General features: G+C 73.1%; 13 protein-coding genes. 9 read left to right on the top strand and 4 right to left on the bottom strand.

Annotation, left to right across the window (positions count from 1 at the left end; genetic code table 11):
* Positions 1 to 95: 95 nt before the first annotated feature.
* The 4 genes from ACFVVO_RS08370 (at position 96) to ACFVVO_RS08355 (ending at position 4104) form a co-directional block, all read left to right on the top strand.
* A complete protein-coding gene (locus ACFVVO_RS08370) occupies positions 96 to 605 on the top strand; it encodes a flavin reductase family protein (protein WP_390052869.1) in 510 nt (169 codons plus the stop codon).
* Positions 606 to 823: 218 nt separating this feature from the next.
* The gene (locus ACFVVO_RS08365; protein ID WP_390052867.1) at positions 824 to 1609 is read left to right on the top strand and encodes an electron transfer flavoprotein subunit beta/FixA family protein; all 786 of its coding nucleotides are present in this window, start codon (positions 824 to 826) and stop codon (positions 1607 to 1609) included.
* 53 nt (positions 1610 to 1662) lie between these two features.
* Positions 1663 to 2625, top strand: coding sequence for an electron transfer flavoprotein subunit alpha/FixB family protein (locus ACFVVO_RS08360; RefSeq protein ID WP_390052865.1), 963 nt, complete (start codon positions 1663 to 1665; stop codon positions 2623 to 2625).
* A gap of 180 nt (positions 2626 to 2805) precedes the next feature.
* On the top strand, positions 2806 to 4104 hold the full coding sequence (locus tag ACFVVO_RS08355; protein ID WP_390052863.1) for a DUF6986 family protein: 1299 nt from the start codon (positions 2806 to 2808) through the stop codon (positions 4102 to 4104).
* Positions 4105 to 4121: 17 nt separating this feature from the next.
* Here ACFVVO_RS08355 and ACFVVO_RS08350 read toward each other — a convergent pair whose 3' ends face one another.
* The gene (locus ACFVVO_RS08350) at positions 4122 to 5171 is read right to left on the bottom strand and encodes a LacI family DNA-binding transcriptional regulator (protein WP_390052861.1); all 1050 of its coding nucleotides are present in this window, start codon (positions 5169 to 5171) and stop codon (positions 4122 to 4124) included.
* 212 nt (positions 5172 to 5383) lie between these two features.
* On the opposite strand from ACFVVO_RS08350, the gene ACFVVO_RS08345 reads away from it, so the two are divergent.
* The 3 genes from ACFVVO_RS08345 to ACFVVO_RS08335 all read left to right on the top strand — a co-directional run bounded on the left by ACFVVO_RS08345 (position 5384) and on the right by ACFVVO_RS08335 (position 7836).
* Positions 5384 to 6337, top strand: a complete 954-nt coding sequence (locus tag ACFVVO_RS08345; RefSeq protein ID WP_390052859.1) for an ROK family protein — start codon at positions 5384 to 5386, stop codon at positions 6335 to 6337.
* 110 nt (positions 6338 to 6447) lie between these two features.
* The gene (locus ACFVVO_RS08340; protein ID WP_390052857.1) at positions 6448 to 6639 is read left to right on the top strand and encodes a hypothetical protein; all 192 of its coding nucleotides are present in this window, start codon (positions 6448 to 6450) and stop codon (positions 6637 to 6639) included.
* Positions 6640 to 6780: 141 nt separating this feature from the next.
* A complete protein-coding gene (locus ACFVVO_RS08335; RefSeq protein WP_390052855.1) occupies positions 6781 to 7836 on the top strand; it encodes an NUDIX domain-containing protein in 1056 nt (351 codons plus the stop codon).
* A 30-nt stretch (positions 7837 to 7866) separates the two neighbouring features.
* Here ACFVVO_RS08335 and ACFVVO_RS08330 read toward each other — a convergent pair whose 3' ends face one another.
* Positions 7867 to 8583 (bottom strand): MBL fold metallo-hydrolase, encoded by a 717-nt coding sequence (locus ACFVVO_RS08330; protein ID WP_390052853.1) that lies wholly within the window; start codon positions 8581 to 8583, stop codon positions 7867 to 7869.
* 61 nt (positions 8584 to 8644) lie between these two features.
* On the bottom strand, positions 8645 to 10000 hold the full coding sequence (locus tag ACFVVO_RS08325; protein WP_390052851.1) for a dipeptidase: 1356 nt from the start codon (positions 9998 to 10000) through the stop codon (positions 8645 to 8647).
* A 132-nt stretch (positions 10001 to 10132) separates the two neighbouring features.
* Between ACFVVO_RS08325 and ACFVVO_RS08320 the strand changes: the two genes are divergently transcribed.
* A complete protein-coding gene (locus tag ACFVVO_RS08320) occupies positions 10133 to 11392 on the top strand; it encodes a geranylgeranyl reductase family protein (protein WP_390052849.1) in 1260 nt (419 codons plus the stop codon).
* On the opposite strand, the gene ACFVVO_RS08315 is transcribed toward ACFVVO_RS08320, so the two are convergent.
* Positions 11382 to 11840: a nitroreductase family deazaflavin-dependent oxidoreductase gene (locus ACFVVO_RS08315; protein WP_390052847.1), complete on the bottom strand. Its 459-nt coding sequence runs from the start codon at positions 11838 to 11840 to the stop codon at positions 11382 to 11384. The genes ACFVVO_RS08320 and ACFVVO_RS08315 overlap by 11 nt on opposite strands.
* 146 nt (positions 11841 to 11986) lie before the next feature.
* Here ACFVVO_RS08315 and ACFVVO_RS08310 point away from each other — a divergent pair, with 146 nt between their 5' ends.
* The gene (locus ACFVVO_RS08310) at positions 11987 to 12682 is read left to right on the top strand and encodes a TetR/AcrR family transcriptional regulator (protein WP_390052845.1); all 696 of its coding nucleotides are present in this window, start codon (positions 11987 to 11989) and stop codon (positions 12680 to 12682) included.
* Positions 12683 to 12986: the final 304 nt, after the last annotated feature.

Here is a 12986-nt window from a genome sequence, read left to right as displayed (position 1 = left end):
GTCCACGTCGACCTGGCCCGCACCGCGAGCGCGCGCTGTCCGGGCTGTTGACCAGCCCCGACCCTGCTCGAACCCCCTCGCAGAAGGACAGCTCCATGACGGCCTCCCCCGAACTCGGCGCCCATCGGCTCGCCTCCCCCGACCTGCTGCGCTCCACCTTCCGCCGGCACGCCGCCGGTGTGGCGGTGATCACCGCGCGCGGCGCCGCGGGACCGGTCGGCTTCACCGCCACCTCCCTCACCTCCGTCTCCGCCGAGCCGCCGCTCGTCTCCTTCGGGATCGGCACCGGCGCCTCGAGTTGGCCCGCCGTGGCGACGTCCGAGCACGTCGGCATCCACATACTCGGTGAGCACCAGAGCGACCTGGCGGCCACCTTCGCCCGCAGCGGGGCCGACCGGTTCGGTGCGCCCACGGCCTGGCGCGAGGGACCGGAGGGCGTACCCGTGCTCGACGACGTGCTCGCCTGGCTGGTCTGCCGCGTGGTCGCCCGGGTCCCGGCCGGCGACCACCGGATCGTGCTGGCCGAGGTGGTCCTCGGCGACTCCACGGGCGCCGGCCGCCCCCTCCTCTACCACCAGGGCCGCTTCAACGGACTGCGGGATTGAGCACGCCGCCGCCGTCCTGCGTCGACGTCGAATTCCGGTTACGCTGCGTTGCGAAGGTCACAGTTCAAAGCGCTTGCTTAGCGGGCAGGAACTGGGTGTACTGACGAGTAATATTTCGGTCGGAGCGCGCGGACGCCCCGACCAGGATCGGCCGCTTGAGGCGCCTATGCTGCCTCCAAGAGGCAGCCCGGAAATGACGATGCAGTAGGAGAGCCGGCGTGAGCTTGAGGATCGTTGTCACTGTGAAGTACGTGCCCGACGCCACTGGCGACCGGCACTTCGCCGATGACCTGACCGTCGACCGCGACGACGTGGACGGTCTGCTCTCCGAGCTGGACGAGTACGCGGTCGAGCAGGCGCTGCAGATCGCGGAGGACGCGGACGACGCCGAGGTCACCGTGCTGACCATCGGCCCCGAGGATGCCAAGGACGCGCTCCGCAAGGCTCTTTCGATGGGTGCCGACAAGGCCGTTCACGTCGAGGACGACGACCTGCACGGCACCGACGCCATCGGCACCTCGCTGGTGCTGGCCAAGGCCATCGAGAAGGCCGGTTACGACCTGGTGATCTCCGGCATGGCCTCCACCGACGGCACCATGGGTGTCGTGCCGGCGCTGGTCGCCGAGCGTCTCGGCGTCCCGCAGGTCACCCTGCTCTCCGAGGTCTCGGTCGAGGACGGCACGGTCAAGGGCCGCCGCGACGGCGACGCCGCGAGCGAGCAGCTCGAGGCCGCCCTGCCGGCCGTCGTGTCCGTCACCGACCAGTCGGGCGAGGCGCGCTACCCGTCCTTCAAGGGCATCATGGCGGCCAAGAAGAAGCCGGTGGAGTCCTGGGACCTGTCCGACCTGGACATCGAGGCCGGGGAAGTCGGCCTGGAGGGTGCCTGGACCAAGGTCGAGGCCGTGGCCGAGCGTCCGGCCCGCACGGCCGGCACCATCGTCAAGGACGAGGGCGAGGGCGGCAAGCAGCTCGCCGAGTACCTCGCGAGCCAGAAGTTCATCTAAGGGCTCGCCCCCGCTGACCGCCCCTCAACTTCGTTACGCAGGAGAGCAATCCCATGGCTGAAGTCCTCGTCTACGTCGACCACGTGGACGGTGCCGTCCGCAAGCCCACCCTCGAGCTGCTGACCCTGGCCCGCCGCATCGGCGAGCCCGTCGCCGTCGCGCTGGGCAACGGCGCCGCCGACACCGCCGCCACGCTCGCCGAGCACGGCGCGGTGAAGGTCCTCACCCACGACGCGTCCGAGTACGCCGACTACCTGGTCGTGCCCAAGGTGGACGCCCTGCAGGCCGCCCACGAGGCCGTCTCCCCGGCCGCCGTGCTGGTCCCGTCCTCCGCCGAGGGCAAGGAGATCGCCGCCCGTCTGGCGCTGCGCATCGGCTCCGGCATCATCACCGACGCCATCGACCTCGAGGCCGGCGACGAGGGCCCGGTGGCCACCCAGTCGGTGTTCGCCGCGTCCTTCACCACCAAGTCCCGTGTCAGCAAGGGCACCCCGGTCATCACGGTCAAGCCGAACTCGGCCGCCGTGGAGGCCGCCCTGGCCGCCGGTGCGGTCGAGGCCCTGAGCGTGTCCTTCTCCGAGAAGGCCACCGGCACCAAGGTCACCGGCCGTACGCCGCGTGAGTCGACGGGCCGCCCGGAGCTGACCGAGGCCGCGATCGTGGTCTCCGGTGGCCGCGGCGTCAACGGCGCCGACAACTTCTCGATCATCGAGGCGCTCGCCGACTCCCTCGGCGCGGCCGTCGGCGCCTCGCGCGCCGCGGTGGACGCGGGCTGGTACCCGCACACCAACCAGGTCGGCCAGACCGGCAAGTCGGTCTCGCCGCAGCTCTACATCGCCAACGGCATCTCCGGCGCGATCCAGCACCGCGCCGGCATGCAGACCTCCAAGACGATCGTGGCCGTCAACAAGGACGCCGAGGCCCCGATCTTCGACCTGGTCGACTACGGCGTGGTCGGCGACCTCTTCGACGTCGTCCCGCAGCTGACCGACGAGGTCAAGGCCCGCAAGGGCTGAGCTCCCCCTCGCCCCACGAGGCCCCTGTGACCGGCGCGGTCACGGGGGCCTCGGCGCATGCTGGACACAGCCCGACCGGTGCCGGCCGGCCTCGCGGGGGTGTTGACCGGCGGGAAGCACCCCCGATAACTTCGTTCAACGGATTGTTGATTCCGTAGAGCGGAAATTGGAGGGTGTGGGATGGGTCAGCAGGAGAAGGTGGCCACGAGCCTCGCGGGCGCCGTCAGCGAGGAGATCAGCGCCTCCCTCGCGCCGGTCGACGCGGAGCTGGCGCGCCGCTACCCGGGCGACCCCGGCACCCGGCAGCCCGTCCACACGGTGTACGTCCCCGGCGACGTCTTCGACGCCGGCACCATCCGCTCGTGGGGCGACCGGGCCCTCGCGGCGCTCGACGAACACGCCCCCGACGCCGCCTCCTTCGCCGCGGTGCTGGGCCTGTCCGACGACCTCGCCGAGCCGGTGTACTCCCGCGTCCGCGCCAAGCTGGAGCGCGAGCCGGTGGAAGACCTGCGTGTCGACTTCGAGGACGGCTACGGCCCCCGCCCGGACGCCGAGGAGGACGAGACCGCCGCGCGCGCGGCCCGTCTGATCGCCGAGGCGTACCGCGACGGCACGGCGGCCCCGTACATGGGCATCCGCATGAAGTGCATGGAGGCCGCGGTGCGCGACCGGGGCATCCGCACCCTCGACGTCTTCCTCACCGGACTGATGGAGGCCGGCGGGCTTCCCGACGGGCTCGTGCTGACGCTGCCGAAGGTGACGTACGCCGAGCAGGTCGGCGCGTTCGCGCGTCTGCTGGAGGCGTTCGAGAAGGCCCACGGGCTGGCGGCCGGCCGGCTCGGCTTCGAGATCCAGATCGAGACCAGCCAGTCCATCCTCGCCGCCGACGGCACCGCGACCGTCGCCCGGATGATCCAGGCCGCCGGGGGCCGCGCCACCGGACTGCACTACGGCACCTTCGACTACAGTGCCTGCCTCGGCGTCTCCGCCGCCCACCAGGCGAGCGACCACCCAGCCGCCGACCACGCCAAGGCGGTCATGCAGGTCGCGGCCGCGGGCACCGGCGTACGTGTCTCGGACGGCTCGACCAACGTCCTCCCGGTCGGCACGGCCGAGAAGGTCCACAGCGCCTGGCGCCTGCACTACGGCCTCACCCGCCGCGCCCTGGCCCGCGCCTACTACCAGGGCTGGGACATGCACCCCGGCCACATCCCGACCCGGTACGCCGCCGTCTTCGCCTTCTACCGCGAAGGCTTCGAGCACGCCGCGGCCCGCCTCGCCCGCTACGCCAACCGGACCGGCGGCGACGTCATGGACGAGCCGGCCACCGCCAAGGCCCTCAGCGGCTATCTGCTGCGCGGCCTGGACTGCGGGGCCCTCGGCATCGCCGAGGTGGCCCGGCTGAGCGGACTGACCCGGGCCGACCTGGAGGGCTTCGCGGCGCCCCGCCGCGGCGACCTGACGGCCTCCGCCACGTGACGGCGCCCCGCGCCGGCTCAGTCGGCAGGCGGCAGCTCGCCGGAGCCGCGGGTGATCAGCCGGGTCGGCAGCTCGATGCGCTCCGGCGCGACGAGGGTGCCGTCCAGCTGGCGGAAGAGGCGCTCGGCGGCGGTCCGGCCGAGCGCGGCCGCGTCCTGGGCGACGACCGTGACGCCCGGCTGGAGCAGGTCGGCCAGCTCGATGTCGTCGAAGCCGACGAGGGCGACCGGACGGGGCCGCTCGGCGAGGACCCGGATCACGGTGACCGTCACCCGGTTGTTGCCGGTGAAGATCGCGGTGACGGGGGAGGGGCCGGAGAGCATCTCCTCGGCCGCCCGGCGCACCCGCTCCGGATCCGTCGCGCCGAGGGACATCCAGGCGTCCTCGACGGGTATCCCGGCGTCCTCCATGGCGGCCCGGTAGCCGCGCAGCCGCTCCGCCGCGGTGTGGATGCGGGGCATGTCGCCGATGAACCCGATCCGGCGGTGGCCGTGCGCGATCAGGTGGGCCACGCCGTCGCGGGCGCCCCCGTGGTTGTCGGACAGGACGACGTCGGCGTCGATCTTCCCGGCGGGCCGGTCCACGAACACGGTGGCCACGCCCGCCCGCAGCTCCGGCTCCAGATAGCGGTGGTCGTCGCCGGCCGGGATGACCACCAGGCCGTCCACCCGCCGCGCGCACAGCGCCAGCGCCAGCTCCTGCTCACGCTCCGGGTCCTCCGCGCTGGAGCCGTTGATCAGCAGGGCGCCGTGGGCGCGGGCCACCTCCTCGACCGCGCGGCTGAGGGGGCCGTAGAAGGGGTCCGCGAGATCCTCCAGGATCAGGCCGATGCTGGCGGTCCGGCCCTTGCGCAGCACCCGCGCGCTGTCGTTGCGGCGGAAGCCGAGCGCCTCGATCGCCTCCTGCACCCGGCGCTCGGTGTCCGGGGTGACGCCGGGCTCACCGTTGACCACCCGGGACACCGTCTTCAGGCCCACCCCGGCCCGGGCCGCCACGTCCTTCATCGTCGGGCGGTTGCCGTAACGGTTCCCGGTGAGGCGGTCTGCGCGGCGGGTGGTCTCGGGCACGATGCGGTGTCCTGTCCTGTGTCCGTGGAATTCTGGGAGGGGCGGCTGCGGCGTTCGATGGTCTGTATGAGGATGTGGCGTCGAGCATAGAGCCTGGACAACGTTGTCAGATGCGGACAGACTGTCCCTCGCTGTCTCCGGCCTGCGCCCCCACCGCCTGACCGGTCCGCGTCTGTTTGGTTTTCGAGCATCAACGGGGAGATCTGACTCTGATGTACACCGACCTCGTGGCGGCCCTCGACATCGGCGGCACCAAGATCGCCGGCGCGCTGGTGGACGGTCACGGACGGATCCAGGCCCGTGCCCAGCGCGCGACCCCCGCCCAGCAGGACGGAGAAACGGTCATGCGGGCCGTCGAGGGAGTGCTCGGCGATCTCGCCGGCTCCCCGCTGTGGGGACGGGCCGGCTCGGTCGGCATCGGCAGCGCGGGCCCGGTGGACGCCTCGGCGGGCACCGTGAGCCCGGTGAACGTGCCGGGCTGGCGTGACTTCCCGCTGGTCGAGCGGGTACGCGCGGCCACCGGCGGGCTGCCGGTGGAGCTGATCGGCGACGGGGTGGCCATCACCGCGGCGGAGCACTGGCAGGGGGCCGCCCGCGGCCATGACAACGCGCTGTGCATGGTGGTCTCGACGGGCGTCGGCGGCGGACTGGTGCTGGGCGGGCAGCTGCATCCCGGTCCGACCGGCAACGCCGGGCACATCGGGCACATCAGCGTCGACCTCGACGGCGACCCGTGCCCGTGCGGCGCACGCGGCTGCGTCGAGCGCATGGCCAGCGGCCCCAACATCGCCCGCCGGGCCCTGGAGCGGGGCTGGCGGCCGGGCCCCGACGGGGACACCTCCGCCGCGGCGGTGGCCGCCGCCGCCCGGGCCGGCGATCCGGTGGCCGTGGCCTCCTTCGAGCGGGCCGCGCAGGCCCTGGCCGCCGGGATCGCGGCCACCGCGACCCTGGTGGAGATCGACATCGCCGTGATCGGCGGGGGCGTCGGCAAGGCCGGCGACATCCTCTTCACGCCCCTGCGCAAGGCGCTCACCGACTACGCGACCCTCTCCTTCGTCCAGCGGCTGACGGTCACCCCGGCGCAGATGGGCACGGACGCGGGCCTGGTCGGCGCCGCCGCGGCCGCACTGTCCCGCCGTCCGGACGCGACGGCGGCGGGGGTCTGAGCGCACGGCCGGCGGCGTTCACGGCCCGGTGCCGGACCGCCGCGGGCCCGGCGGGGGCGAATCCGCGTCATCCGCGTGACCCTCCGGAGGGTTCGGCAGTTGATCAGGGCATGAAGAAGCGCAGCATGCTCGCCATCGCCTCCCTCGCCACCGGATTCGTCGTGGCCGCCGTCACCCCGTCCCACGCCGTGGACCAGGGGCCCGCCCGGGACCTCAAACTCTCCAACACGCTCGGCGATGTCGACCACCTGGTCAGCCAGGCCACCCTCGCCGTGGCGGAGAACGCGCGGGGCAAGAAGTAGCCCCGGGCCACGGGTGAAAGTGCCGGTGTCACCCTCGCGGGAGGCACCGGCACTGGCGTATGCGCGCCCTCAACTGGACGTGGTTTCCGTGGCAGGGTGGAGCGGGCAAGCCACAGGGGGCCAACAGAAGAGGGGGAGTCCGTGACCGTCGTCTGGATCAACGGCGCGTTCGGTGCGGGGAAGACCACGACCGCACGGGAACTGATCGAACTGATCCCGAACAGCACGCTCTTCGACCCCGAGGTCATCGGCGCGGCACTCCCGCACCTGCTGCCGCCCAAGCACCTCGCCGAGGTCGGCGACTTCCAGGATCTGCCGATCTGGCGCCGACTCGTGATCGACACGGCGGCCGCGATGCTCGCCGAGTTGGGCGGCACGCTCGTCGTTCCCATGACCCTGCTGCGCCAGGAGTACCGCGACGAGATCTTCGGCGGTCTCGCCGCCCGGCGGATCCCCGTACGCCATCTGCTGCTCACCCCGGCCGAAACGATCCTGCGGGAGCGCGTCGCCGGGCGCGAGTTCCCGCCGGACCTGCCCGACGGCGAGATACGGCAGCGGCAGTGGGCGTACGACCACCTCGAGCCCTACCGTGCCGCCCTCGCCTCCTGGCTCACCGCCGACGCCCACCTCGTGGACTCCAGCGGCCTCACCCCGTACGAGACCGCCGTCCGCATCGCCGACGCCGTGGGCAGCGGTGCCGTACGACCCGTCGACATCGTGCAGACCCCCGAGCCCACTGCCGAGACCCTCGCCGCCGGTGTGCTGCTCTTCGACGAGCAGGACCGGGTGCTGCTCGTCGACCCCACCTACAAGCCCGGCTGGGAGTTCCCCGGCGGTGTGGTCGAGCGCGGCGAGGCCCCCGCCCGGGCCGGGATGCGCGAGGTGGCCGAGGAGACCGGCATACGGCTGCGGGAGGTGCCGCGGCTGCTGGTCGTGGACTGGGAGCGGCCGGCGCCGCCCGGCTACGGCGGACTGCGCCTGCTCTTCGACGGGGGCACGCTGGATCCCGCCGAGGCGGCCCGGGTGCTGCTGCCGGGGCCGGAGCTGCGCGGCTGGCGCTTCGCGACGGAGCAGGAGGCCGCAGGCATGCTGCCGCCGGTGCGCTACGAACGGCTGCGCTGGGCGCTCCGGGCCCGGGAGCGGGGGGCCGCCCTGTATCTGGAGGCCGGCGTACCGGTCGTGGGCCGGGCGGCCTGACGGCTCCACGCCGCCCTGCCGTCCTTGCCGTCAGCCGGTGGACGGTTCGCCGTCGGCCGCTCTCCTCAGGGCGGCCGACGCACCGTCCAGCACCGGTTCGCCGTGCCCGAAGCAGGCCAGTTCCGCGTCGAGCGCGGCCAGCCTGTGGAGGGATTCCATGAGTTGAGCGCGGTCGAGGTTGAACACGCCCGGCATGACCGATCCGTCGACCGGCGAGGCGGCCACCGCGTCGCCCGTGAACAGCACACCCTCGTCGGGAATGAACAGGGCGATGCTGCCGTCCGTGTGCCCGGGGACATGGAGCACCCGCGCGCCGCCGCCGAAGCCGAGCACCGCGCCGTCGGACAGCGGGGTGACGTGCCGGGGTCGTTCCGGCTCGCCCCCGGGCAGGTGCCGTGACACCTCCGCGTGGACCGGCAGCTCCCAGTCCTCGAACCGCGGGGGCGGGCCCGGGCGTTCACCCCGCACGAACGGTGCGTCCAGATGGTGCGCGAGCACCTCGGCGCCGCTCAGCGCGGCGAACTCGCCCGCCCCGCCGGCGTGGTCCTCGTGGAAATGGGTCAGCACGATCCGCCGTACGTCCCCGGGGGAGCGGCCCAGTGCCGTGATCGCCTCGGCGATCGCGCGGCCCGAGCCGATCATCCCCGCGTCGATCAACGACAGCTCGTCGCCGTCGCGCCAGAGGTAGGCCTGGCCGACCGGGAAGCGCAGCAGGTGCAGGCGGGGGAGCAGTTCGAGCATGTCCACCCGCCGACCGTAGGCGGCGCCCCCGCCCGGTGGCGAGGGCGCTCTGCTCCGGGCAGAAGCGTCAGCCCGCCGCGTAGTTGGTCAGGAACAGCGCCTCGGCGACCGACAGCCGCTCCAGCTCCTCCGGGGACACGCTCTCGTTGACCGCGTGGATCTGCGCCTCGGGCTCGCTCAGGCCGATCAGCAGGATCTCCGCCCGCGGGTAGAGGCCGGCGAGGGTGTTGCACAGCGGGATGGAGCCGCCCTGGCCGGCGTAGCTCATCGCCTCGCCCGGGTAGGCGACCGCCATCGCGTCGGCCATTGCCTGGTAGGCCGGGCTGGAGGTGTCGGCGCGGAAGGCCTGGCCCTGGCCGATCTGCTCGGTGGTGACCCGGGCGCCCCACGGGGTGCGCGCCTCGATGTGCGCCTGCAGCAGCTTGGTCGCCTCGGCCGCGTCCACGCCCGGCGGCACCCGCAGGCTGATCAGCGCCCGGGCGCCGGCCTGCACCGACGGGGTGGCGCCCACGACCGGCGGGCAGTCGATGCCGAGGACGGTGACCGCCGGGCGGGCCCAGATGCGGTCCGCGACCGAGCCGTCACCGATCAGCCCCACGCCGTCCAGCACCCTGGCGTCCTTGCGGAACTGCTCCTCGGTGTACTCGAGGCCGTCCCACCGCGCGGTGGCGTCGAGCCCGTCGACCGTGGTCGAGCCGTCCTCGGCGCGCAGCGAGTCCAGGACCCGGATCAGCGCGCCGAGCGCGTCCGGGGCGGCGCCGCCGAACTGGCCCGAGTGCAGGTTACCGGCGAGGGTGTCGACCTGGACCCGGACCAGGGTCATGCCGCGCAGGGTGGTGGTGACCGTGGGAAGGCCGACCCGGAAGTTGCCGGCGTCGCCGATCACGATCGTGTCCGCGCGCAGCAGCTCGGGGTGCTGCTCGGCGTACCGCTCCAGGCCTCCCGTGCCCTGCTCCTCCGAGCCCTCGACGATCACCTTGACGTTCACCGGGACGCCGCCGTTGGCCCTGAGCGCGCGCAGCGCGAGCAGGTGCATGATCACACCGCCCTTGCAGTCGGCGCTGCCACGGCCGTACCAGCGGCCGTTCCGCTCGGTCAGCTCGAACGGCGGGGTGGTCCAGCCGGCCTCGTCCAGCGGCGGCTGGACGTCGTAGTGGGCGTAGAGCAGAACCGTTTTTGCGCCCTCCGGGCCCGGCAGGAAGCCGTACACCGACTGGGTGCCGTCCGGGGTGTCCAGCAGGGCCACGTCCACGAATCCCTCGGCGCGCAGCGCGTCCGCGACCCAGTTCGCGGCGCCCTCGCTCTCGCTCCTCGGGAACTGCGCGAAGTCGGCCACCGACTTGAAGGCGACCAGTTCGGCCAGCTCCGCCTTGGCCCTGGGCAGCAGCGAGGCGACGGTCTCGGCGACCGGATTCGACGACATGGGCACGCTCCTCGTGGGTGCGACGTTGTACCGGGTGAGTACACCGATCCTCCCACAGCGGTCCGCCGTGATCGTCGCCGTAGGATGCGGGGGACAGGTGCGGCAGCGGCTTGATCGGAGCAGTAGACCATCGTGAGCGGCGAGAACTCTTCGGCGGACGACGTGCAGCGGGTGTGGGACGTCGTCGTGGTGGGCGCGGGACCCGCGGGGGCCTCGGCGGCCTACGCGGCAGCGGTCGCGGGGCGGCGCGTGCTGTTGCTGGAGAAAGCCGAGCTGCCGCGCTACAAGACATGCGGCGGCGGCATCATCGGCCCGTCCCGTGACGCGCTGCCGCCCGGCTTCGAGCTGCCCTTCCGGGACCGCGTGCACGCGGTGACCTTCTCCCACAACGGCCGCTTCACCCGCACCCGCCGCTCCCGGCAGATGCTGTTCGGGCTGATCAACCGGCCCGAGTTCGACCAGCAACTGGTCGAGCACGCCCAGAAGGCGGGCGCCGAACTGCGCACCGGCGTCGCCGTCCAGCGGGTCGAGCAGCACGGCTCGACGGTGCCCGACCGGCGCACCGTCGCCGTGGTGCTGCAGGGCGGGGAGACCGTGCTGGCCCGCGCGGTCGTCGGCGCCGACGGCAGCGCCAGCCGCATAGGGGCGCACGTCGGCGTGAAGCTGGACCAGGTCGACCTCGGCCTGGAGGCGGAGATCCCGGTCCCGGAGACGGTCGCCGAGGACTGGAAGGGGCGCGTGCTCATCGACTGGGGCCCCATGCCGGGTAGTTACGGCTGGGTCTTCCCCAAGGGCGACACGCTGACGGTCGGTGTGATCTCGGCGCGCGGCGAGGGCGCCGCCACCAAGCGGTACCTGGAGGACTTCATCGCCCGGCTCGGGCTGGCCGGCTTCGAGCCGAGCATCTCATCCGGGCACCTGACGCGCTGCCGCGCCGACGACTCGCCGCTCTCCCGCGGCCGGGTGCTGGTCTGCGGTGACGCGGCGGGGCTGCTGGAGCCGTGGACCCGGGAGGGCATCTCCTTCGCGCTGCGCTCGGGCCGGCTGGCCGGGGAGTGGGCGGTCCGGATCTCCGAGGCGCACGACGCCGTGGACACCCGGCGCCAGGCGCTGAACTACGCGTTCGCGATCAAGGCGGGGCTCGGCGTCGAGATGAGCGTCGGCAAGCGGATGCTGGCCGCGTTCGAGCGCCGTCCCGGCGTCTTCCACGCGGTCCTCACCGGTTTCCGTCCCGCGTGGAAGTCGTTCAAGGAGATCACGCAGGGCTCGACGTCCCTGGGCGAGCTGGTCCGCTCCCACCCGCTCGCCCAGCGCGCCCTGACCGCGTTCGACCGGGGCCGGGGTGCGGCTGCGGCCGGGGCCGGGGTCGCGGAGGACACCGTCACTCCGTGACGGTGATCCGGAAGACGGGGTGGTCGCCGGCCGCCGCGAGGATCTCCTCGTCGGTGGACCTGGCCGTCACGCCCTGGAAGTACTGGTTGACCTCCCAGCCCCACTTCTCCAGGTAGGTCCGCAGGATCGGGAGCTTCTCGGCATCGGGGAGCTCCACCGCAGTGAACGCGCGCACCTTGCGCCCCACCCGCAGCTCACCACCGCCGGCGACCCGCATGTTGCGCACCCACTGGGAGTGGCCGCGCGCCGAGACGAGGTACCGCGCGCCGTCGTAGTGGTGCGGGTTGACCGGGATGCGCTGCATCTGCCCGCTCTTGCGGCCGCGCACGGACATCTCGGCGCTCCCGGCGAGGCTGAGCCCGTGCCGCGCGAGCCAGCCGATGATCCCGTTGAGCCGTACGTTCAGCGGGCTGCCCTTGAGGTAGTACGGCGAAGAAGACGACGACATGGTGACCCCCACGGTTCGGGAGAGCAGTGCTCTCGGTTGACTCCAGTGTGGAGCAGGCGGGTACACCAGGGCAAGAGCGGTGCTCTCTTTTTTGTTCGGTGCTCTCGTTTGTGTGCACTGCTCCGACCTCGTGGCACACTGCTGCCATGAGCACCGCACAGGGCGCCCGCGCGCGAGCCAGGATCGAAGTGACCGCGGCCATCAAGGACGCGGCGCGCAGACAGCTCGCGGAGGACGGCGCGGCCAAGCTCTCACTGCGGGCCGTGGCCCGCGAACTGGGGATGGTCTCCTCCGCGCTGTACCGGTACTTTCCCAGCCGGGACGACCTGCTGACCGCGCTGATCATCGACGCCTACGACTCCCTCGGCGAGGCGGCCGAGGCCGCGCACGCGGCGGCGCCCGGCGCGGCCCCCGTACGGCGCTGGACGGCGGTCTGCGAGGCGGTGCGCGCGTGGGCCCTCGCCCATCCGCACGAGTACGCGCTGATCTACGGCTCGCCGGTGCCCGGTTACTCCGCCCCGCAGACCACCGTTCCGGCCGCCGCGCGCGTCGGTCTGCTCCTCATCGGCATCGTCCGCGACGCGCTCGACACCAGCGGCCTCACCGAGTTGCCCCTGGCCGCCGAACTGCGCCCCGAAGCCGAGCGGCTGGCGGCCGACCTCGCGCCCGACCTGCCCCCCGAGGCGGCGGCGGCCCTGGTGGCGGCCTGGGCCGAACTGTTCGGACTGGTCGGTTTTGAAGTGTTCGGGCAGTTCAACCGAGTGGTCGAGGACCGCGAAGCCTTCTTCCGCCACGCGGTGACGCGACTCGCCGGAAGCGTGGGCCTGACGGCCGGTCCTTGACGTTGGCAGGCGCACCGGTGGCTTTACGGGCTCCGCCCGCCCGCCCGCCCGGGCGGGCGGGCGGGCGGAGCGCCGGAAGTGTCGGCCGGATGGTCCGTTCCTGACGTTCGGCGGCGGGTCGGCGGGGCGGCGGGCTTGCGGGCCCGGCCGGCCTGGGCGCGTGGTGACGGCGGTTCCTCGGCGGCGCGAACTTCGGCGGCTGAGATCCCAGCCCCCGGTCCGCATTGACGTGCGCCCCGCGGGGGACGACACCCCCCCGGCGCCCCCCGTGGGGGGGTGCCCCCAGTAGCGGGCCCGCACCCCG

Origin of the sequence: Streptomyces sp. NPDC058145 (assembly GCF_042884245.1) — a bacterium.
Taxonomy (GTDB): domain Bacteria; phylum Actinomycetota; class Actinomycetes; order Streptomycetales; family Streptomycetaceae; genus Streptomyces.
The sequence above is the reverse complement of the archived record's forward strand: the minus strand, read 5'-3'. Positions and strand labels throughout refer to the sequence as shown.